The sequence below is a fragment of the Arthrobacter sp. SDR-2R genome, from assembly GCF_057747955.1.
The window spans coordinates 3,610,053-3,631,817 of sequence record NZ_CM173231.1 but is presented as its reverse complement, the minus strand read 5'-3'; the positions used below and the strand labels follow the sequence as shown (position 1 = coordinate 3,631,817).

At 65.3% G+C, this 21,765-nt stretch carries 19 protein-coding genes; 13 read left to right on the top strand and 6 right to left on the bottom strand.

Features of this window, described 5'->3' with window-relative positions; translation table 11 throughout:
- Genes trpS through AC3ANU_RS16700 form a run of 3 tightly spaced genes read left to right on the top strand, consistent with a single transcriptional unit; the run spans position 1 to position 2,783 of the window.
- The gene (gene trpS, locus AC3ANU_RS16710) at positions 1 to 1,044 is read left to right on the top strand and encodes a tryptophan--tRNA ligase (protein ID WP_018770224.1); all 1,044 of its coding nucleotides are present in this window, start codon (positions 1 to 3) and stop codon (positions 1,042 to 1,044) included.
- A gap of 4 nt (positions 1,045 to 1,048) precedes the next feature.
- A complete protein-coding gene (locus AC3ANU_RS16705; RefSeq protein WP_081620213.1) occupies positions 1,049 to 1,753 on the top strand; it encodes a 2'-5' RNA ligase family protein in 705 nt (234 codons plus the stop codon).
- Between the two features lie 58 nt (positions 1,754 to 1,811).
- On the top strand, positions 1,812 to 2,783 hold the full coding sequence (locus AC3ANU_RS16700) for a YihY/virulence factor BrkB family protein (protein WP_186447786.1): 972 nt from the start codon (positions 1,812 to 1,814) through the stop codon (positions 2,781 to 2,783).
- A 45-nt stretch (positions 2,784 to 2,828) separates the two neighbouring features.
- Here the strand turns inward: AC3ANU_RS16700 and AC3ANU_RS16695 are convergent, their stop codons facing one another.
- On the bottom strand, positions 2,829 to 5,117 hold the full coding sequence (locus tag AC3ANU_RS16695; RefSeq protein WP_488314886.1) for a hypothetical protein: 2,289 nt from the start codon (positions 5,115 to 5,117) through the stop codon (positions 2,829 to 2,831).
- A gap of 304 nt (positions 5,118 to 5,421) precedes the next feature.
- On the opposite strand from AC3ANU_RS16695, the gene AC3ANU_RS16690 reads away from it, so the two are divergent.
- Positions 5,422 to 6,723, top strand: coding sequence for an ABC transporter substrate-binding protein (locus AC3ANU_RS16690; RefSeq protein ID WP_488314885.1), 1,302 nt, complete (start codon positions 5,422 to 5,424; stop codon positions 6,721 to 6,723).
- Between the two features lie 25 nt (positions 6,724 to 6,748).
- Here AC3ANU_RS16690 and AC3ANU_RS16685 read toward each other — a convergent pair whose 3' ends face one another.
- From AC3ANU_RS16685 to sdhC, 5 genes are all read right to left on the bottom strand, one after another.
- The gene (locus AC3ANU_RS16685; protein ID WP_018770219.1) at positions 6,749 to 7,522 is read right to left on the bottom strand and encodes an alpha/beta hydrolase family protein; all 774 of its coding nucleotides are present in this window, start codon (positions 7,520 to 7,522) and stop codon (positions 6,749 to 6,751) included.
- Positions 7,523 to 7,612: 90 nt separating this feature from the next.
- Complete coding sequence (locus AC3ANU_RS16680) at positions 7,613 to 8,395, bottom strand: succinate dehydrogenase iron-sulfur subunit (protein WP_134164564.1); 783 nt, start codon at positions 8,393 to 8,395, stop codon at positions 7,613 to 7,615.
- A gap of 1 nt (position 8,396) precedes the next feature.
- Positions 8,397 to 10,196, bottom strand: a complete 1,800-nt coding sequence (sdhA, locus tag AC3ANU_RS16675) for a succinate dehydrogenase flavoprotein subunit (RefSeq protein WP_018770217.1) — start codon at positions 10,194 to 10,196, stop codon at positions 8,397 to 8,399.
- Between the two features lie 108 nt (positions 10,197 to 10,304).
- The gene (locus tag AC3ANU_RS16670) at positions 10,305 to 10,766 is read right to left on the bottom strand and encodes a succinate dehydrogenase hydrophobic membrane anchor subunit (protein WP_018770216.1); all 462 of its coding nucleotides are present in this window, start codon (positions 10,764 to 10,766) and stop codon (positions 10,305 to 10,307) included.
- Between the two features lie 3 nt (positions 10,767 to 10,769).
- Positions 10,770 to 11,105 carry a succinate dehydrogenase, cytochrome b556 subunit gene (sdhC, locus tag AC3ANU_RS16665; RefSeq protein ID WP_026265921.1) on the bottom strand — a complete coding sequence of 112 codons (336 nt, stop codon included), beginning with the start codon at positions 11,103 to 11,105 and terminating at the stop codon, positions 10,770 to 10,772.
- A 320-nt stretch (positions 11,106 to 11,425) separates the two neighbouring features.
- Between sdhC and AC3ANU_RS16660 the strand changes: the two genes are divergently transcribed.
- The 9 genes from AC3ANU_RS16660 to AC3ANU_RS16620 all read left to right on the top strand — a co-directional run bounded on the left by AC3ANU_RS16660 (position 11,426) and on the right by AC3ANU_RS16620 (position 21,765).
- On the top strand, positions 11,426 to 12,559 hold the full coding sequence (locus tag AC3ANU_RS16660) for a mannose-1-phosphate guanylyltransferase (protein ID WP_134164563.1): 1,134 nt from the start codon (positions 11,426 to 11,428) through the stop codon (positions 12,557 to 12,559).
- 99 nt (positions 12,560 to 12,658) lie between these two features.
- Positions 12,659 to 13,876 carry an amidohydrolase gene (locus AC3ANU_RS16655; RefSeq protein WP_018770213.1) on the top strand — a complete coding sequence of 406 codons (1,218 nt, stop codon included), beginning with the start codon at positions 12,659 to 12,661 and terminating at the stop codon, positions 13,874 to 13,876.
- 144 nt (positions 13,877 to 14,020) lie between these two features.
- Positions 14,021 to 14,455, top strand: a complete 435-nt coding sequence (locus AC3ANU_RS16650; RefSeq protein WP_018770212.1) for a MarR family winged helix-turn-helix transcriptional regulator — start codon at positions 14,021 to 14,023, stop codon at positions 14,453 to 14,455.
- Positions 14,456 to 14,496: 41 nt separating this feature from the next.
- Positions 14,497 to 14,928 carry an organic hydroperoxide resistance protein gene (locus AC3ANU_RS16645; protein WP_134164562.1) on the top strand — a complete coding sequence of 144 codons (432 nt, stop codon included), beginning with the start codon at positions 14,497 to 14,499 and terminating at the stop codon, positions 14,926 to 14,928.
- The gene (locus AC3ANU_RS16640) at positions 14,925 to 15,941 is read left to right on the top strand and encodes an NADP-dependent oxidoreductase (RefSeq protein WP_488314884.1); all 1,017 of its coding nucleotides are present in this window, start codon (positions 14,925 to 14,927) and stop codon (positions 15,939 to 15,941) included. Before AC3ANU_RS16645 ends, AC3ANU_RS16640 begins: the two co-directional genes overlap by 4 nt.
- 254 nt (positions 15,942 to 16,195) lie before the next feature.
- Positions 16,196 to 17,305, top strand: a complete 1,110-nt coding sequence (locus tag AC3ANU_RS16635) for a BMP family lipoprotein (RefSeq protein ID WP_018770209.1) — start codon at positions 16,196 to 16,198, stop codon at positions 17,303 to 17,305.
- Positions 17,306 to 17,484: 179 nt separating this feature from the next.
- Entirely contained in the window at positions 17,485 to 19,056 is a 1,572-nt protein-coding gene (locus AC3ANU_RS16630; protein WP_018770208.1) for an ABC transporter ATP-binding protein, read from the top strand.
- On the top strand, positions 19,049 to 20,443 hold the full coding sequence (locus AC3ANU_RS16625) for an ABC transporter permease (protein WP_056393460.1): 1,395 nt from the start codon (positions 19,049 to 19,051) through the stop codon (positions 20,441 to 20,443). Before AC3ANU_RS16630 ends, AC3ANU_RS16625 begins: the two co-directional genes overlap by 8 nt.
- Positions 20,440 to 21,765, top strand: a complete 1,326-nt coding sequence (locus AC3ANU_RS16620) for an ABC transporter permease (RefSeq protein ID WP_018770206.1) — start codon at positions 20,440 to 20,442, stop codon at positions 21,763 to 21,765. The genes AC3ANU_RS16625 and AC3ANU_RS16620 overlap by 4 nt, the downstream gene beginning before the upstream one ends.

The following is a 21,765-nucleotide window of genomic DNA, read 5'->3' as shown; positions in this document are numbered from 1 at the left end:
ATGACCAGCCAGACTTCCTCCACTGCCAAGAAGCGCATCCTTTCCGGTGCCAAGCCCACCGCCGACTCCCTGCACCTGGGCAACTACATCGGTGCCGTGCGCAACTGGGTGGACATGCAGGCGGAGTACGACGCCGTCTTTTTCATCCCGGACCTGCACGCCATCACAGTGGACTTCGACCCCGCCGAGCTGGCCAAGCGGACCCGCATTGTGGCTGCCCAGTACATCGCGGCCGGCATCGACCCGGACAAGAGCATCTTCTTCGTCCAGTCCCATGTTCCCGAGCATGCGCAGCTTGCGTGGGCGCTGAACTGCATTACCGGGTTTGGCGAGGCTTCCCGGATGACCCAGTTCAAGGACAAAACCCAGAAGTCCGGCGCGGACTCCGCAACACTGGGCCTGTTCGCCTACCCCACCCTGATGGCCGCGGACATTCTCCTGTACCAGAGCGACCTCGTGCCCGTCGGCGAGGACCAGCGGCAGCACCTGGAACTGACGCGGAACCTGGCGCAGCGTTTCAATACCCGGTTCGGCCACACCTTCACGGTTCCGGAGGCCACGATCGTCAAGGAAAGCGCCAAGATCTACGACCTCCAGAATCCCAGCGCCAAGATGTCCAAGACGGGGGAGTCGCCCAACGGTGCCATCCAGCTGCTGGAGGATCCCAAGATCGCAGCCAAGCGCATCAAGTCGGCAGTGACCGACGCCGGCACGGACATCCGCTTCGACCCTGAGGAAAAGCCCGGCGTGTCCAACCTGCTGACCATCTACTCCTCGCTGACGGGCAAGTCCGTGGCGGAGCTTGAAGCCGAGTACCAGGGCAAGATGTACGGCCACCTCAAGGTTGACCTCGCCGAAGTTGTGGTGGACTTCATCACCCCGCTGCGCAACCGGACCAATGAGCTGATGGCAGATCCCGCCGAGCTTGACCGGCTGCTGGCCCTTGGCGCTGAGCGGGCCCGCGAGATCGCCTCCGTCACCCTGGCCCAGGTCTACGAGCGCATGGGCTTCCTGCCGTCCCTCAGCCTCGCGGGAGTCCGCTAGCGCCATGTCTTCGGGAAAAGTCACCGCCAGGGGAGGTGCCTGCTCTGCCGGCCAGGTGGAGCAGACCCTGGCTGACCGCTTGGGAGACCAGCCAGGCCGGAATGCGGCGGCGAACCATGAGGTGGCCCGCAGCGAAGAGGTCAGCGTGGGCGTCATCCTGGGCTTTCCAGCAGACATCGCCGAAGAGCTGCAGCGCTGGCGGGCGTCGTTCGGTGACCCGCTGGCGGACGTGGTACCGGCCCACATTACGCTGGTCACCACCACCCCCACCCAGGACTGGGAAGCGACCCTCCGGCATGTCCGCGAAGTGGCCCGCTGCCAGAGCCCGTTCATGGTGACCATCGCCGGGACCGGAACTTTCCGGCCCGTTTCCCCCGTAGTCTTCATCAATGTGGAGGACGGGTTCGAGCACTGCGTGGACCTGCACCGCAAGCTCCAGCAGGGCCCACTCCACCGTGAACTGCCCTTTGCCTACCATCCGCACGTCACCATCGCCCACGACGTCGCCCCGGAAAGCCTTGACGAGGCCGAAACGGTGCTGAAGAACTACAAGGCCACCTTCCCTGTGGTTAGCATGGGACTCTACGAGCACGATGCCGACGGCATCTGGCAGCTACGGGAAGAGCTGGACTTTGGGACCGAAACTGACAACAACGCCGGCACCCGGTTCACGGACGCTGCCGCGGACACCCCAACCGACGCAGGGTAACCAGCAGCCGCTGCCCACCGAGCAGGCCAGGCTGAAGCTGGAGGTCATCCAAAAGCGGATGGAATGGAACCGGGCGCGCAGGTCCGGCAAAAAATTCGGTGCCCTGATGGCCTTGGTTCAGTGGCTCACCGCCCGCCTGAACGTCCTGCGCCCCATGCGCGCCTTCCGGCACTACACCCTCCACTACGGGCCGCTGATGAGCGCCGGCATCGGCTTCAACATGTTTTTCTCCGTCACAGGCCTGCTGGCCACCGGCTTCTCCATCGCCGGGCTGGTCCTCAGCGGCCAGCCGGCGCTGCTGGACACCGTTATCGGCAGCGTGGCCGCCAGCGCACCGGGCCTACTGAAAGTCAACGGCGGACCGGGGCTGGTGGACCCCAAGGACATGCTGGATCCCAACGGCCTCGGCTGGACCGCGGTCATCGGTGCGCTGGTAACAGTGGTCACATCACTCGGTTGGATCAACGGCCTCCGGGACGGCCTGCGCGGCGTCCTGCAGCTGCCGCCGCTGATCGTCAATCCCATCGTGATGAAGCTGCGCGACGCCGGAACCCTGCTGCTGCTGGGCGTGGCCCTGGTGATCAGCGGCGGTGCATCGCTGGTGTTCGGCACGCTGGCGGGTTGGGTAGCGGACTTCCTGCACCTCAGCGACGCCTTGGCCGGCCCGCTGACCACCTCCGTCAAAATCGTCGTCCCGCTGGTCCTGAACTGGGTCACGGCGCTGATCATGTTCCGGTTGGCCGCGGGGCTCAAGCTGTCCCGCCAGGCACTGGTCGAAGGCACCGTCCTGGCCGCCGTGGGCACCACCATACTGCAGATCTTCAGCACTGAACTTCTTGGCGGGGCCAGCCGCAATCCCATCCTGGCGCCGTTTGCCATCATCATCGGCCTGCTCATCTGGTTCAACCTCGTCAGCCAGGTCTACCTTGTCTCGGCAGGATGGGCAGCCGTCCGTGAAGCGGACCTGGAGTCGGACGCTCCTCCGCGCAAGACGATCCTCGGCGCACGCCGAACCACGCCCCAAACCTGACGCGCGCCCGGCCGTAGAATTGTCCGGCCCTCCAGCACAGCGACGTCAGGGGGCCGGCACCAGACCTTCCCACGCAACGGTCCAGCCGGGCGGAAAGCCCGGAGCGTGGCGGTCCGGGCCGTGGTCCCAGCCGGCAGCCATCAGCGCGGCCGCGGCAAGGAGCCCCCCGTTGCCTGGAAGGTACAACGGCAAGGAGTCCGTCTGCCGGTTGTGACCGTTCGTCAGGACTGTGTTCTTACCGGCCTCCTGCAGGAGCGCGTCGACGGCGTACTCCGGGTCCCCGAGCCGGGCAGCGGTCATCGCCATCACCGGGTAGTCCCACCCCCATGTGGTGGTCCAGTCCCAGTCGGCCAGGACATCCTCAAGGGTGGCCCGCATGACTGCCTCATCGATCAGGTCTGTCAGCGGCAGGACGCCCAGTGCGCAGAGCATCGAGGGATGGTCCGTCCTGATGGTGAAGGGCTCCACGTCCATTGCCGCATAGACGCCGTCGACTACGCGCGGGCGCACCATCCCGTCAGCAACCTCCTGCCAGCATGCAACGGGCTCGAGGCCCAACCGTTCCCGCCAGGCGGCGGCAGTCCTGAGGCCCCACTGCCAGTAAGCGAGTTCGAACGTCGGGTTTTTGATCTTCGCCCGCATGGACCCATAGCTCTCCTGTGCGGGTATGAGCGGCGGCCCAAGTTCGAAACCCCTCGGGGTGCGATGAGCGAAGCCCGCCATGAACGCGGCGGTTTCGAACACGATGTCAGCGAACTCCTCCAGCACGTCAGGGCCCGGATTGGCCCGGTACAGCAGCTCGGCCAAATGGATGGGATGCGGCTGCTGCCAAATCAGGAACGTCCCGATCGGGCTGGGGCTCTCCCTGCCGTCCGGGCCTACCTGCTTGGGCCAGCGGGCGCCGTCGAAGCCCTGCGCCCGGGCGGTTTCCCGCGACGTTTCCAGCACCGTTGAGTACCAGCGCAGGGAGGGGAGGAGGAGCTCCGTCCGGTTCCAGTGCGCAAAATGGGCGGCGTGCCACCAATGCATCTCCAGGTGGAAGCGGCCGCGCCACGAGCTGCACACCAGGCCTGTTTCCTGCGGCGGCAGCGATCCGGAGCAGTTGACGGCCGTCAGGTACTGGGAGAGGACAATCCGGCGTTCGAGCTCCCTGGCCCGTGGGTCCGGCGTGGCAGCCAGCTCGATGGCACCTCCGGACGACCAGAACCTGGGCCAACGGTCCATGGAGGCGGCTGCAACGTTGCTGCCGGGCTGGTTTGCGCTGGGAACCGACGGCGCCGAAGGGGAAGGCCCGACGGCGGGACCCGCATGGCGGCCAACGCACGCCTTGCCTGCCACTCTGGAAAGGCCCGCACCGCCCCGGGGGATACAGTCCCCGTCCGCGGCGGATATGAACTCAATGGACAGGTCCAGCGCCTCGGTGCTTGAGTGGACATCCGGCCGTATGCGCAGGTGGTGCGCCCCGGTCTGCTCCACGACCAGGCCTTGACCGGTGATCACCACGCGGTAGCGCGCGTTGTCCAGTTCGCGGTCCACCGTCCAGCTGCTGGCCCCTGCATGGAGTACTGCAGGTTGCGGTCTGTTGAGGATGGTGGTGTGGGCGCCCGGCAGATCCCACCCTGCGCCGTTGTGCCACGCCTCGGAGCCGTACGGGAAGTCGATGCCGATCACCAGGCCGTCACCCAGCGCGGGTGACTCCACCCGAATGCCGAGTTCGTCGCGGTCCGGATGGCAGGCTGTGGTGACCGTGGCCTGGTGGCCGGCGATGGCGAAGGTGCTGGTGACGATGCCCGTCCAAAGATCAAGAATCTGGCTGGCGTGGGAAAGCTCGCTGCTGCTGATGGGCCGGCTGGTTCCGTCCTGCAGCAGCTGGAAACCGATGCGTCCCAGATCCAGGCGGTGCGGGTTTGCCCGCAGCCATGCTTCGGCCGTTGAGGTGCCTGTCTCACGGTCATTGACGATGTCCCCCACCATGTCCACGTACGGCACCGGACCACGTGGGGAGTCGTAGAGGACCGTGGAACCTGCCAGGCTGTAACGATCGCCGCCAGGCATGGAGTGCCAGCCCCAGGTGGATTGGGTGCCCAGCAGCGTTCCCGGGGGAAGCGAGTCCTCACGGGGCCCCACGGGGTACTCGGCTGGCAGGCTTTGAAGGCCCGTGAGGTCCATGGTGAAGGCAAACTCCCCGTTGCCCACTGAGACAGGGCTTCGCGGATCAAGACTTTGCTGACGAACGTTGTGCCGCCGGACCAGCGCCTTCCTGTCAATCTGCTTGTGCCGCCGGTGGGACGTGGTCGTGGCCTCCGGCCGTACGGTGCTGGCGTGGCTGTGCACGGTGCACGCCCTCCTTACAGGTGTGTGGTGACTGATGCCGCGAAATGTCCGGGCATGGCCAGCGCGCCTCCCCGGAAACGCGGCACCGGGGAGAAAGCGGTTTCTGGCGATTCCATCCTTGGCGGGTTCCACAGCGCTGTCAAGGGGCCGCCATGTGAAATCGTGCGCCGAGAACTCCAGGTCGATAACCGGTACGGAAACCATGACGGGATCCTATTGACGGGCTTTGCCCGCCGTTGATACGTTTCACGAAACCGCTTTCTCTCGCTCACCCACCCTTCTCACCAAGGAAGAAGCTTGCCCAATGACGCGCCCTGCTACCGGAACAATCCGTAAATCCCTTGCCGTCCTCTCAGCCGCAGCCCTTCTGGCCGTGACGGCCGGCTGTTCCAGCCCGTCGTCCAACAAGGCCGGGGAGGGGCCCGTGGAGATCCGCTTTTCCTGGTGGGGCAATGCCGGCCGGGCCGAGCTGACCAACAAGGCCATTGCCGAGTTTGAGGCCGCCAACCCCAACATCAAGGTCAAGCCGGAATATGGCGACATCAGCGGCTACTTCGACAAGCTCGCAACCCAGATGGCCGCCAACGACGCGCCGGATGTCATCACCATGGGGGGCGCCTACCCCGCCGAATACGCAAACCGCGGCGCGTTGCTGGACCTGACCACGGTGCAGGGCTCACTGGACCTGTCAAGGATCGACCAGGGCGCCCTGGAAAACGGACAGGTCAAGGGCAAACAGTACGGCGTTTCCACCGGCGCCAACGCACTGGCCATTGTGGCCAATCCCGCCGTCTTCGCGGCGGCAGGGGTTCCGCTGCCAGATGACAGCAGCTGGAGCTGGGACGACTTCGCCAGGATTGCCGGTGACATCACCGCCAACAGCCCCCAGGACACCTACGGAACTGCAACCGTGCTCACCCATGACTCCCTGGACGCCTTCGCCCGCCAGCGCGGCGAATCCCTGTACACCCAGGACGGACAGCTGGGACTGGGCAAGCAAACGGTGCAGGACTACTTCCACTACTCGCTGAAGCTTAGTGAATCCGGTGCCGCTCCGAGTGCTTCGGAGACGGTGGAGAAGCTCAATGTCAGCACTGAGCAGACCCTCATGGGCATGGGCAAGGCCGCAATGATGCTCACGTGGAGCAATTCACTGACCGCCCTCAGCAAAGCCTCCGGCGCAGACCTGAAACTGCTCAAGCTACCGGGGGAGAAGCCCACCCCGGGGATCTGGCTGCAGTCCTCGCAGTTCTACACCATCTCCGCACGCAGCAAGCACACGGACGCTGCCGCCAAGCTCGTGAACTTCCTGGTCAACAACCCGGCCGCGGCCAGGATCATCCAGAGCGACCGGGGCATCCCTGGCAACTCCGACATGCGCGCCGCCATCCAGGACATGCTCACCCCTCAGGGCAAGGTGGAGGCGGAGTACATCAACCAGATCGGCAAGATGGATTTCGCCCCAACGTACATCGGCCCCACCGGTTCAACCGCCGTCTCGGAGATCACCGCCCGGATCAACACGGACGTCCTTTTCAAGCGGGTCACGCCGGACAAGGCAGCCGAACAGTGGATCAGCGAGAGCAAGGCGGCTATCGGCAAGTAGGGCCGGCCAAACAGGCCGGGGAGGGTCAGGCAGGTGCGGCGTCGAGGTACTGGTCCGCCCAGGCGGCGATGATCCTGGCCGCCCGTGCGGCCTGGCCCTTGCCGGTGAGCAGGTGGTCGCTGCCCTCAAGGGACACGAAGTTCCTCGGATGCCTGGCCGTCTGGAAGATCGTGCTGGCATTCTCGATCCCCACGGTGTTGTCGGTGGGGGAGTGCAGCACCATCAGCGGCTTGTGCAGCTGCTTGATGCAGTCCGTCAGGTCCGCGTTCTCCAGGTCCTCCACGAAGTGCCGGCGGATCTCCACCCGCTTGCCTCCGAGGTCAACTTCGGCGCTGCCCTCGCTCAGGATCCTGTCCAGCGCGGCATCGAAAACGTGGGCCACATGCTTGGGGGAAAAGGGCGCTCCCACGGTGGCAACGGCGTCGAGCTCCGGAATCTCCCGCGCTGCGGCAAGAACCGCGGCGCCGCCGAACGAGTGGCCCACCAGCAGGGAGATCTCCTTGCCCTGACTGCGCATGAACTCCGCGGCCTTCACCGTGTCTGCCACCTTGTGACTGAAGGAGCCCGCGGACCATTCCCCGGCGGAGCCGCCCAGGCCCAGGTTGTCGAAACGAAGCATGCCGATGCCGCTGTCCGCCAGCGCCTTGCACATCCGCGCTGCGGAGGGGCTGTCCTTGCCCAGCGTGAAACCGTGCGAGAAGACACCCCAGCCCTTGACGGGGCCCTCCGGGACGTCAATGATGCCGGACAGCATCTCGCCGGTGGAACCGGCAAAGGACACTTTTTCGGAGCGGGACAAGGAGGACCCCTTTCTGCTGAAACGACGACGGCGCCCCCACCACGTGTGGTGAGCGACGCCGTCGGCCGTTATATCTGTTGGTGAACGTGCCTAGATCTTGCGGGCCAGGATGGCCTGCTTGACTTCCGCAATGGCCTGCGTGACCTGGATGCCGCGGGGGCATGCCTCGGAGCAGTTGAAGGTGGTGCGGCAGCGCCACACGCCTTCCTTGTCGTTGAGGATCTCCAGGCGCATGTCGCCGGCATCATCACGGGAATCGAAGATGAAGCGGTGTGCGTTGACGATCGCGGCGGGACCGAAGTACTGCCCGTCCGTCCAGAACACGGGGCAGGAGGACGTGCACGCGGCGCAGAGGATGCACTTGGTGGTGTCGTCAAAGCGCTCCCGGTCCTCCGCGGACTGGAGGCGTTCCCGGGTGGGCTCGTGGCCCTTGTTGATCAGGAAGGGCATGACTTCGCGGTACGACTGGAAGAAGGGCTCCATGTCCACGATCAGGTCCTTCTCCACCGGCAGGCCCTTGATGGGCTCCACGGTGATGGGCTTGGACGTGTCCAGGTCCTTCAGCAGCGTTTTGCAGGCAAGGCGGTTGCGGCCGTTGATGCGCATGGCGTCAGAGCCGCACACACCGTGGGCGCAGGAGCGGCGGAAGGACAGGGTGCCGTCCATCTCCCACTTCACCTTGTGCAGGGCATCCAGGACACGGTCCGTGCCGTACATGGTCAGGTGGAAATCATCCCAGGTGGCTTCCTCGGAAACCTCCGGGTTGTACCTGCGGACCCGCATGTGGACGTCGAACGTGGGGATTTCCCCGCCCCCGCCAACGCCGGCAGGAAGTTCAACCTTTGAGGCTGGCTCAGCGATTTCAGCGGTCATCTTAGTACTTCCTCACCATCGGCTCGTAGCGGGTAAAGACAACCGGCTTGGTGGCGAGGCGGATACCGGCGATTGACTCCGCCGATCCGTCAGCCGGCGCATGGTCATCCTTGTACGCCATGGAGTGCTTCATGAATTTCTCGTCGTCACGCTCGGGGAAGTCCTCGCGGAAGTGTCCGCCGCGGGATTCCTCACGGTGCAGGGCGGCCACGGTCATGACCTTGGCCAGTTCCAGCAGGAAGCCGAGCTCAACGGCCTCGAGCAGGTCCAGGTTGAAGCGCTTGCCCTTGTCCTGGACGTTGATGCGCTTGTACCGCTCCTCGAAGGATGCGATGTCGCGCAGCACCTGGTTCAGGGTGTCCGCCGTACGGAACACCTGCATGTTGGCGTCCATCGTGTCCTGCAGTTCCTTGCGGATCTGCGCCACCTTTTCGTCGCCGGTACCGTTGCGGGCAATGTCCAGCAGTTCGGTGGTGTAGGCCAGCGGGTTCTCCGGCAGTTCCACGAACTGGGCGGTCTTGGCGTATTCCGCGGCAGCGATGCCGGCACGCTTGCCGAACACGTTGATGTCCAGGAGCGAGTTGGTGCCAAGCCGGTTGGAACCGTGGACGGACACGCAGGCCACCTCACCGGCGGCGTAGAGCCCGGGGACCACGGTGTCGTTGTCCTGGAGCACTTCGGTCTCGATGTTCGTGGGGATGCCCCCCATCGCGTAGTGCGCGGTGGGGAACACGGGCACCGGCTCGGTGTACGGTTCCACGCCCAGGTAGGTGCGGGCGAACTCGGTGATGTCCGGCAGCTTCGCATCGATGTGCGCCGGCTCCAGGTGGGTCAGGTCCAGGAGGACGTAGTCCTTGTTCGGGCCGCAGCCGCGGCCTTCGCGGACTTCGTTGGCCATGGAGCGGGCCACGATGTCGCGCGGTGCCAGGTCCTTGATGGTGGGGGCGTAGCGCTCCATGAAGCGCTCACCCTCCGAGTTGCGGAGGATGGCACCTTCACCGCGGGCGGCCTCGGACAGCAGGATGCCCAGCCCGGCCAGGCCGGTGGGGTGGAACTGGAAGAACTCCATGTCCTCCAGGGGGATGCCGCGGCGGAAGGCGATGCCCATGCCGTCACCGGTCAGGGTGTGGGCGTTGGACGTGGTCTTGAAGACCTTGCCGGCGCCACCGGAGGCGAACACCACGGACTTGGCCTGGAACACGTGCAGTTCACCGGAGGCGAGGTCGTAGGAGACGACGCCGGCCACGCGCTTCTGCTTGTAGGGCGTCCCGTCTTCGCGGACAGCATCCTCTTCGACCGTCAGCAGGTCCAAAACGTAGTACTCGTTGTAGAACTCAACGTTGTGCTTGACGCAGTTTTGGTACAGGGTCTGCAGGATCATGTGGCCGGTGCGGTCCGCGGCGTAGCATGCACGGCGGACCGGAGCCTTGCCGTGGTCGCGGGTGTGGCCACCGAAGCGCCGTTGGTCGATGCGGCCCTCGGGGGTGCGGTTGAAGGGCAGGCCCATCTTTTCCAGGTCCAGCACGGCGTCGATGGCTTCCTTGGCCATGACCTCCGCGGCGTCCTGGTCAACCAGGTAGTCGCCGCCCTTGACGGTGTCGAACGTGTGCCATTCCCAGTTGTCTTCCTCGACATTGGCAAGGGCTGCGCACATGCCACCCTGGGCCGCACCTGTGTGCGAGCGGGTGGGGTAGAGCTTGGTCAGTACTGCTGTGCGCGCGCGCTGACCGGACTCGATCGCGGCGCGCATGCCAGCGCCACCGGCACCGACGATGACGACGTCGTACTTATGGACCTGCATACCAGACGCTCTTTCTCTCAAAATTCGCTATAAAACAACGGGGCGGCTTTGCCTGCTCCGCAAAACAGGGCCCGCGGAAAAGCCCGCGGGCCCGGGGTTGTGCCAGTTCTAGGCAGGGCAGAATCCACCCGGAAGGGCAACGCCGTTCACCACGGGGCACGGGTTGAAGGTGAAGATGACCAGCGTGCCGAGGAGGATGATGACTACGGCGGCCGCGTAGAGGACGGTCTTCAGCCAGCGGCGGGTGGACGTCTTCTCTGCGTAGTCGTTGATGATGGTCCGGACGCCGTTGGTGCCGTGCAGCATTGCCAGCCAGAGCATGGCCAGGTCCCAGAACTGCCAGAACGGGTCTGCCCACTTGCCGGCCACGAAGCCGAAGTCAATGGCGTGGATGCCTTCGCCCACCATGAGGTTCACGAACAGGTGGCCGAAGATGAGGACCACCAGTACTACGCCGGAGAGACGCATGAACAGCCAGGCGATCATCTCGAAGTTGCCCCGTGAGCCGCTGCTGCGGCGGTACTGGGGGGCGATCCGCCCGCTGCGGGGGCTCTCGATCGTTGCAGTCATGGCTTAGTGACCTCCGAGGGCGAGGGACAGGTGGCGGATGGAGAAGGCGACCATGGTCACGACCCAAAGGGCCAGGACTGCCCACAGCATCTGCCGCTGGTACTTTGCGCCCTTCTTCCAGAAGTCGACCGCAATGATCCGCAGGCCGTTGAAGGCATGGAACACGATCGCGGCAACAAGGCCGGTCTCGCCCAGCGCCATCAGGGGGTTCTTGTAGGCGCCGATCACAGCGGTGTAGGCCTCCGGTGACACACGCACCAAGGAGGTGTCCAGGACGTGGACCAACAAGAAGAAAAAGATCACTACACCGGTAATGCGGTGTCCTACCCAGGACCACATGCCTTCACGGCCGCGGTACAAGGTGCCAGCTGGTTTTGTCGGCACTGATAAACCTCCCTGCAACACAGCGGCGCTGGCATGAGATCCATGCGGGGGAACGCCTGCTGCGAGAGCACTCGTAGCTCAGGCCTAAATCTAGGCTCCGCTAACAGCTTATTCAATTTCGGAGATTCTTGGTGCCCAGTACTGGAGCGGATTTTCCGGGGAAATGAGACGAACGCCACATCCCTGCAGGCTTTTGGGTACGACGGCGCCGCAAAACGCAGGTCTGATGTGTCGCCAAAGGAGCCGGTTGGGGCCGTTCCGCTAAAGTAGCCGTGATGAGTACAGACAAAGTGACAAGCCCGGCTTCACCCCTTGACCGCTTCATCGCGGTGATTCCGGCAGGCGGAGTGGGGACCCGCCTCTGGCCCCTGTCACGTGCAGCAGCTCCCAAGTTCCTTCACGATCTCACGGGATCGGGCAGCACGTTGCTGCGCGCCACCTATGACCGGCTGCACCCTTTGGCGGGCAACCGAATGCTGGTGGTGACCGGCCGGGCGCACCGCGACGCCGTATGCCGCCAGCTGCCCGAGGTGCAGGACGCCGACCTTGTCCTCGAGTCAGAGCCAAAGGACTCCGCTGCCGCCATCGGCCTTGCGGCGGCGATCCTGCACGAGCGCGATCCCGACACCATCATGGGTTCCTTCGCAGCCGACCAGGTGATCAGCCCGGATGATCTGTTCCAGCAGGCCGTCCGCGAAGCCATCCACACCGCTGCCACCGGCAAGATCGTCACCATCGGCATCAAGCCCACGCACCCGTCCACCGGCTTCGGCTACATCCGCTCCGGCAAGGCCCTGCACATTGAAGGCGCGCCCAGCGCCCACGACGTGGTGGAGTTCGTCGAAAAGCCGGACGAAGTGGTGGCCCAGCAGTACGTGGACAGTGGCGACTACGTGTGGAACGCCGGCATGTTCGTGGCACCGGTGGCGTTGATGCTCAAGCACCTTGAGGCGAACCAGCCCGAACTGTTCCAGGGGCTGCAGGAAATCGCCCGGGCGTGGGACACCCCCCAGCGCGACGAGGTCACGGCACGCATCTGGCCCACCCTGCCGAAGATCGCCATCGACTACGCAGTGGCCGAGCCCGCCGCCGAAGCCGGGGACGTCGCCGTCGTTCCCGGAACTTTCCGCTGGGACGATGTTGGCGACTTCGCCTCCGTTGGCCGCCTCAACAGTGCCAAGGAAGTGGACGACGTCACCGTCCTCGGCGAAGGTGCCCGCGTGTTCACCGAGAACTCAAGCGGCGTTGTGGTTACCGACACCAAGCGCGTGATCGCCCTGATCGGCATCCAGGACGTGGTCATCGTGGATACCCCGGACGCTTTGCTGGTGACCACCATGGCCAATTCCCAGCGCGTCAAGGCTGCCGTCGACGCACTTAAGGCAAGCGGCGACACGGACGTCCTCTGACCCGGAACCTGCCGGCGCCACCGGTGCCGGCAGTCTCCGGAATGTAATGAGGCGTCAGTGAATGGGCACTAAAGCCGGCACCCTCGCTAGAGTGAAACAGTGCGCAACTACACTACTGAAGCCGAGCCCACCGCCCTGGTGGCTCCCTGGCTCGAACCGCTTTTGCCGGAACTGATCGAATTCCGGCGGGACCTGCATGCGCACCCGGAGCTGTCCTTCAAGGAGTTCCGCACCACGGACAAGCTTGCCGAGCGGCTCGAAGCCGCCGGCCTGAGTCCCCGCCGCCTGGAAGGCACCGGGCTGACCGTGGACGTGGGTGAAGGTCCCATCGCCACGGCGCTGCGCGGCGACATTGACGCCCTGCCCATCATCGAGGAGACGGGCCTACCGTTCGCGTCGAAGAATCACGGCGTCACGCACGCCTGTGGCCATGACGTGCACACCACCACCATGCTGGGCATCGCCCTGGTATTGAACCGGATGCACCAGGAGGCACCCCTCGGGGCCACCGTCCGGATCATCTTCCAGCCTGCCGAGGAAACGATGCCCGGCGGCGCGCACGCCTGCATCGAACAGGGCGTCCTGGAGGGCGTCCCCCGGATCCTGGCCCTGCATTGCGACCCCCGGATTGAGGTGGGCAAGGTGGGAACGCGGATTGGTGCCATTACCTCGGCTTCGGACACCATCCGGATCGAACTCTCCGGCCGTGGCGGCCACACGTCGCGCCCGCACCTCACCGAGGACCTGGTGTTCGCGCTGGCCCAGATCGCCGTGAACGTACCGGCCGTGCTGTCCCGCCGGGTGGACGTCCGCAGCGGCGTCTCCGTGGTGTGGGGCCAGATCACCGCGGGCTCGGCACCCAATGCGATTCCCGGCAGCGGCTACATGGCCGGGACCATGCGCTGCCTGGACCGCGACGCCTGGCACGCTGCCGGCGAACTCCTTGACGAAGTGGTCCACCAGGTGGCCGCACCGTACGGCGTGGACGTCCACCTGGAGCACACCAGAGGAGTGCCGCCGGTGGTGAACTCGGAACACGAGACAGCCATCATCGAAGCTGCCGCCCGGGCCGAAATCGGCGAGAGCGCCGTGGTGCTGACGCCGCAGTCCATGGGCGGCGAGGATTTTGCCTGGTTCCTGGCGGAACTTCCGGGAGCCATGATGCGGCTGGGCACCAAGACGCCGGGCGGTGAGGACTACGACCTCCACCGCGGCGATTACATCCTGGACGAGCGCGCCCTTGGCCTGGGCATCCGGGTCCTCACCGCAGCGGCGCTGCGGACCATCCGGGACCTCGAGCAGGCACCGCTTCCGTAACCTCTTTGGCCTGGGGGCGCGCCTGGCAGAGCCCGGCCGGAAAGGTGCCCTGCCGCCGTCGTTCGCATGCCGACTGCGGCGCAACAGGGGCTGTCCCACCTGCAGTAAGTTGTGCACAACTTAATTGTGGGCTATCGTTTCTGTATGACCGAAGCACCCCGCCTGGACCGGCAAGTTTGTTTTGCCCTGTACTCAGCTTCCCGTGCCGCCACCGCCGTCTACCGGCCCGTGCTGGACCAACTGGGGCTCACCTACCCGCAGTACCTGGTGATGCTGGTCCTGTGGGAAAGCGAACCCCGGGGCGTGAAGGAACTCGGCGGGGAACTTGGCCTCGACTCCGGCACCCTCTCGCCGCTCCTTAAGCGCCTGGAAGCCCTGGGGCTGGTGGAACGGCGGCGGTCCGGCGAGGACGAACGCCGCGTCGCCATCCACCTGACGGATGCCGGGCGGAACCTCAGCGGCGCGGCCAGCGCCATTCCGCAGCGGCTGGCCGATGCCGCAGGACTTTCGCTGGACGAACTCGAACAGCTGCGGACCACCCTGGGCAAGCTCACGGCTGCCCTGCATGAATCGCTGTGAACCCGAATACTGCACCTCCCATCTACAGGACGGATTTTTTCGTGAAGACTCTCTACACCGCCGAGGCGCTGGCCTCGGGCGAAGGGCGCGACGGCGCTGCACGCAGCAACGACGGCAGGCTCGCAGTGGATCTCGCCAGCCCGGTCGAACTCGGCGGCAGCGGCCACGGCACCAACCCCGAACAGCTTTTCGCCGCCGGGTATGCCGCCTGCTTCCATTCCGCACTGCGCCTGGTCGGCCGCAAGGCAGGCGCTGACCTGACGGACTCGGCAGTGGCAGCGAAAATCCACCTGGGGCAGCTGGACGGCGGAGCCGGCTTCGGGCTGGCCGCCGAACTGGAAATCGCCCTGCCCGCCCTGGACCTCGCCACGGCGGAAGACCTTGTGGCCAAGGCGCACCAGGTCTGCCCCTATTCCAACGCCACCCGCGGCAACATCAACGTCGACCTCAAGATCCTGGAGTACGCAGCATGAGCACAGCCCTTGCAACCACCACCCGCGAAATCCGGTTGGCTTCGCGTCCCGAGGGACGCCCGTCCAATGAGAACTTCGAACTTGCCGAGTCTCCGCTGCCCGCACTCAAAGACGGCCAGATCCTGGTGCGGAACCTCTTCATCTCCGTAGACCCGTACATGCGGGGCAGGATGAATGACGTCAAGTCCTACTCGGCGCCCTTCGCCGTGGGCAAGGCGCTCGACGGCGGGGCGGTGGGCGAGGTGATGGCGTCCCGGTCGTCCACACACCAGGAGGGCGACGTCGTCGTGCATCCGCTTGGCTGGCGCGAGTATGCGGTGGTCGACGGCGCTTCTGCCACCCCCGCCCGCACTGACCTGGCCCCGGCGTCCGCTTTCCTGGGTGCCCTGGGCATGACCGGGCTGACGGCCTACACCGGTCTGTTGAAGGTTGCCGAATTCAAGCCGGGCGACGCCGTGTTCGTTTCGGGCGCGGCGGGTGCCGTGGGCTCGCTGGTGGGACAGATCGCCAAAGCCATGGGCGCCTCCCGGGTCATCGGCTCGGCCGGCTCGCCCGCCAAGGTGGCCCGGCTCCTGGAGCTCGGTTTCGACGCCGCGTTCGACTACCATGACGGTCCCGTTGTCGGGCAACTGGAAAAGGCGGCCGGCCCGGCCGGCATTGACGTCTACTTCGACAACGTGGGCGGCGAGCACCTCGAGGCAGCCCTGTCGGTCCTCAACGTGGGCGGCCGGGTGGCAATGTGCGGCGCCATCGCGCAGTACAACTCAACCGAACCCACTCCTGCACCCCACAACCTGATGCAGGCTATCGGGAAGCAGCTCACCCTCCGGGGCTTCCTGGTGGGCGGGCAGCGCCAGCACGCGGCGGAGTTTGCGGAGAAGATGGCCGGCTGGCTGGCGGACGGGACCGTGCGCTACGACGAGACCATCGTTGACGGACTGGAGAACGCGCCGCAGGCCTTCATGGACCTCCTGGACGGCGCAAACACCGGGAAAATGCTCGTCCGGCTGTAGCCGCCACCATCACGCACAAGCAGTAGGGACACCGCATCCGCGGTGTCCCTACTGCTTGGTAACAACTTGTAAACAATCTCCCGGATGGGCTCCTGGCGTGCTATTGGGACGTGGCGCAGGCCACTAAAGTAAGTGCCATCAGTGCGCTCCGGCGCAGTGCTGCGTGCCTTCAGTGAAAACAGAATTTCAGCGCCGAAACGGACACTCATTGAATTCCAGCCCGTAGCGCCACTCGCATCATCCCTGGAGGAAAATTGAAGAAATCACTGCGTGCCAGCTTCAAGCGCGGTTCAATGGCCGGAGTGGCCACCCTCGGTGCGTCCGCGCTTGTGCTCACCGCCTGCGGTGCAGCCCCCGAAGCCGGAAGCACCTCATCCGCAGGTGCCAGCGACTACACGGGCTGCATCGTGTCGGACTCCGGTGGATTCGACGACCAGTCCTTCAACCAGTCCTCCTACGAGGGCCTGAAGAAGACCGAGAAGGACCTTGGCATCAAGGTCAACCAGATCGAGTCGAAGACCAATAACGACTTCGAACCCAACCTGCGGGCCATGGTCACGGCCGGCTGCAACCTGACCATCACGGTGGGCTTCCTGCTCGGCGACGCCACCAAGGCCCAGGCCACCGCCAACCCGGACAAGCACTTCGCCATCATCGACTTTGGCTACGACAAGCCCATCAGCAACGTCAAGCCGATCATCTACGACACCGCGCAGGCGGCCTTCCTCGCCGGCTACCTGGCTGCAGGAACCACCAAGACCGGCACCGTGGCCACCTTCGGCGGCATCAAGATCCCCACCGTGACCATCTTCATGGACGGCTACGCCGACGGCGTGAAGTACTACAACCAGCAGAAGGGCAAGAACGTCAAGCTGCTCGGCTGGAACAAGGATGCCCAGGACGGCAGCTTCACCGGCGACTTCGAAAAGCAGGACGTGGGCAAGCAGCTGACCAAGAACTTCCTGGACCAGGGTGCGGACATCGTCATGCCCGTGGCCGGTCCCGTGGGCAAGGGCGCAGGAGCCGCGCTTAACGAGGCCAAGGCTGCCGGCAAGGACGTCAAGCTGATCTGGGTTGACTCGGACGGCTACCTCACCGCCCCGGACTACAAGGGCATCATGCTCTCCTCTGTCATGAAGCAGATGGGCGAGGCCGTGGAGACCGTTGTCACTGAGGACAAGGACGGCAAGTTCAACAACACCCCGTACGTTGGCACCCTTGCCAACGACGGCGTGCAGCTGGCACCCTTCCACGACCTCGACTCCCAGGTCCCCGCCGACGTGAAGTCCGACCTCGAGAAGATCAAGAAGGACATCGTCGACGGCAAGCTGAAGGTCGAGTCCGCAGCCAGCCCCAAGGCCTGATCCACCACAGGAAGCGCCACCGCCGGTCCGTCACCCACTGGCCGGCCGGTGGCGCTTTTTGCTGGCCGAACGTTTACAGCGCCCGGCCGGCTCCTCCCGGGACTGCAGCCACTAGGCTGGTGCTGCAGCCATATATCCCGTCCGGTCGATCACCGGACGCTTCGAGATTGGTCAGAGTTTTGAAACTTGAACTCAGAGGGATCACCAAACGTTTTGGCACGCTCCTGGCCAACGACCACATAGACGTGGTGGTTGAGCCGGGACAGATCCACTGCCTCCTTGGTGAAAACGGGGCGGGGAAATCCACCCTGATGAATGTGCTCTACGGGCTGTATGAGCCGTCCGAAGGCGAAATCCTCATCGATGACAAGCCCGTCACGTTCCGGGGCCCGGGCGATGCAATGGCGGCAGGGATCGGCATGGTGCACCAGCACTTCATGCTGGTGCCGGTCTTCACCGTGGCCGAGAACGTAGCGCTGGGCGCCGAACCCACCAAGGCGGCCGGGTTCCTCAACCTGGACCAGACCCGGCAGCGCATCAAGGAAATCTCGGACCAATACGGCTTCGATGTGGACCCGGACGCCCTGGTGGAGGACCTGCCGGTGGGCGTGCAGCAACGGGTGGAGATCATCAAGGCACTGGTCCGCAACGCCAAGGTGCTGATCCTGGATGAGCCCACCGCCGTGCTGACTCCGCAGGAGACCGACGAGCTCCTGGATATCATGCGCCAGCTGAAGTCGCGCGGAACCTCCATCGTCTTCATTTCGCACAAGCTGCGCGAGGTCAAGGAAGTCTCGGACACCATCACCGTGATCCGGCGGGGCAAGGTAGTGGGCACGGCCGATCCCGCCGCCTCCACCACCGAACTTGCCTCGATGATGGTGGGCCGTGCCGTAAGCCTGACCCTGGACAAGGCTCCGGCCCAGCCCAAGGACACCACCTTCGAAGTCCGCGACCTCACCGTCATCGCGCCCAACGGCCAGCACGTCGTGGACCATCTCAGCTTCCACATCAAGCGCGGCGAGATCCTGGCCGTTGCCGGCGTCCAGGGCAACGGGCAAACCGAACTCACCGAAGCGATCCTGGGCCTGCAGGAGCGGGTCACCGGTTCCATTGTCCTGGACGGCAAGGAGCTCGTGGGCCGGTCCGTCAAGGAAGTCCTGCAGGCCGGCGTCGGGTTCGTTCCCGAAGACCGCAAGGTGGACGGGCTGGTGGGCACCTTCTCCGTGGCGGAGAACCTGATCCTTGATCTTTATGACAAGCCGCCCTTCGCCAAGGGGATCAGCATGAGCCCTGCGAAAATCATGGAGAATGCCAAGGCGCGCATCGGCGAATTCGATGTCCGCACACCCTCCGCCGCAGCCGCCGCCGGGACCCTGTCCGGCGGCAACCAGCAAAAACTTGTGATGGCCCGCGAACTTTCCCGTCCACTGCGCCTGTTCATCGCCTCCCAGCCCACCCGCGGCGTGGACGTGGGTTCCATCGAGTTCCTGCACCGGCGGATTGTCGCGGAGCGTGACCAAGGGACCCCGGTGATGATCATTTCCACCGAACTGGACGAAGTCATGGAACTGGCGGACCGCATTGCGGTGCTCTACAAAGGCAAGCTGGTGGGCACTGTCCCCGCCGGAACCAGCCGGGACGTCCTTGGCCTCATGATGGCTGGCATCCCGCCGGAAGAACACGCACACACCCCGCAGGCCGGCACCCCGGCCGCCACCTCCAACGCCGAGGGAGCCGACCATGCCTGACCAGCCTTCCCCCAAACACGCAGACGAAAGCCGGCACGTCGACAACGAACAGCCCGGCGCCGGGTCTGCCGCCGGCCAGGATGCTGCGGAGGAAACGGCCGCAGTAGTGGCCGTCGACACCGCCGGCGGGGCGATGCAGCCCTCGGCTGTTCCAGCCACGGCCCAAAGCGGACTGCTTCCCGGCGGCTCCGACACCGTCCTGCGCAGGATCTTCACCGGAAGCGGCATGGTGTCCGTGCTGGCAGTGCTGCTGGCGCTGATCATTGGCGGCCTGCTCATCGCGAGCACCGACAAGCAGGTGGCCACCACCGCCGGCTACTTCTTCGCCCGGCCCACCGACATGCTGACGGCCGTATGGAATGCTGCCACGCGCTCCTACATAGCGCTGTTCCAAGGCTCGGTGTTCAACCCCCGCGGCAATGGGCTGGCCGCACAGTTCGCACCCTTCATGGAGACCCTCACCATCGCCACGCCGCTCATCACGGCCGGCCTGGGCGTGGCGCTGGCGTTCCGGGCCGGGCTCTTCAACATCGGCGCCCAGGGGCAGATCATCGTGGCCGGCATCCTGGCGGCCTGGGTGGGCTTCGCCCTGCACCTGCCGTTCGGCCTGCACCTGCTGCTGGTGCTGGTGGCCGGCATCATTGGCGGCGCCCTCTGGGGCGGCCTCGCCGGCCTGCTGAAGGCCCGCACCGGAGCCCACGAAGTCATCCTGACCATTATGTTCAACTACATCGCGCTGTACTTCCTGCGCTACCTGCTGAATACCCCGGCGTTCCAGCGGCCGGGGGAGTCGAATCCCATTTCGCCCATCCTGGATCCCAGCGCTGTCTACCCCCAGATCCTGGGCAGCCAGTACCGTCTGCACCTGGGCTTCATTCTGGCCATCGCGGCCACAGTCCTGGTGTGGTGGCTCCTCAACCGGTCCACGGTGGGCTTCGAGTTCCGTGCCGTGGGCGCCAACCCCAAGGCAGCCCAGACCGCCGGCATCAACGTCTCCCGCTCCACCATCCTGGTCATGGCCATCGCCGGCGGGCTCGCAGGCATGTCAGGCGTGGCCCAGGTCGCGGGCACGGAGAAGGTGCTCACGGACGGAGTCGCCGCCACGTACGGCTTTGACGCCATCACGGTCGCCTTGCTGGGACGTTCGACGCCGTGGGGCACCTTCGCTGCCGGCCTGCTGTTCGGCGCCTTCCGCGCCGGGGCGGTCCAGATGCAGATCCAGACCGGCACCCCCATCGACATCGTCCTGGTGGTCCAGTCCCTGATTGTCCTTTTCATTGCCGCGCCGCCGCTGGTGCGGGCCGTCTTTGGACTGAACCCGCGGCGCAGGAAGCCCGCGCGCGCAGCCAAGTCCGGGCAGGCAGCCACTACCGGAGGTGCCGCATGAGCACAACAGTTTCATCGTCCAGGCCGGGCAAACCCCAGCCCGGAGGGCCCAAGGCGGACGCCCCTTCCGCAGCGCCGGCCGGCAAACCCGTCAGCTGGAAGACTCCCGTCCTGCTCGCTGTCTTCGCCCTGGTCTCCCTGGTGTTCTTCGGATTCCTGGCGCCCAGCCAGACGGCCAGCTTTGGCATCTCCACCGGCGGCGACTTCTTCCAGCTGCCTGCATTGGAGATCAATGCGTTTGCCGGCGGCATCGTACTGTCAGTAGTGCTCATGGCGCTGGCAGGGTACGCCGTCTACCTGAAGACCAAGAACCAGCCGGCTCCGGGCTGGTTGGCGGTCACCTTCATCGTGATCTTCGTGGCGGCCTTCCTTATTTGGGTGGTGGGCGGGGCCCGCACCCCCGCCATCTCGCTGGCGGGGCTCATCGCCGGGTCCGTCACGCTTGCGGTTCCGCTCGTGTTCGGTTCATTGTCCGGTGTCCTGTGCGAGCGGGTGGGCGTGGTCAACATCGCCATTGAAGGACAGCTCCTGGGCGGTGCATTCACCGCAGCCATCGTTGCCAGCATGACAAAGAACGCCTTCATCGGGCTGCTGGCCGCGGCCATTGCCGGGGCGGTCGTGTCCATGGTGCTGGCGCTGTTCAGCATCAAGTACCTGGTGAACCAGATCATCGTTGGCGTCGTCCTCAACGTCCTGGTCTCAGGGGTGACGGGCTTCCTCTTCAGCACCGTGATGCAGGCCAACAAAGCCCAGTTCAACTCACCGCCGGGGCTGGACGTCATCGACATCCCCATCCTCTCCAGCATCCCCATCATCGGCCCCATCCTGTTCCGGCAGTCGCTGGTGGGCTACCTCATGTATGTGGCCGTCGCGGTGGTTTGGGTAGGCCTGTTCAAGACCAGGTGGGGCCTGCGCGTCCGGGCAGTGGGGGAGCACCCCCAGGCCGCAGACACCCTTGGCATCAACGTCAACGCCACGCGGTTCTGGAACGTGACCCTGGGCGGTGCCGTCGCCGGAATTGGCGGCTCCTTCTTCACCCTGGTAGCGATCGACAGCTTCACCAAGGAGATTTCCGGCGGCCGCGGCTTCATCGCGCTGGCCGCCCTCATCTTTGGCCGCTGGAACCCGGTGGGCGCCTTCTTCGCGGCACTCCTGTTCGGTTTCGCCGACAACCTGCAGAGCATCGTGACCATCATCGGCACCCCGGTGCCCAGCCAGTTCATGGCCATGCTGCCCTACCTGGTGACCGTCCTCGCCGTCGCCGGCCTGGTAGGCAAATCCAGGGGCCCGGCCGCCAGCGGCATCCCCTACGTCAAGGGATGA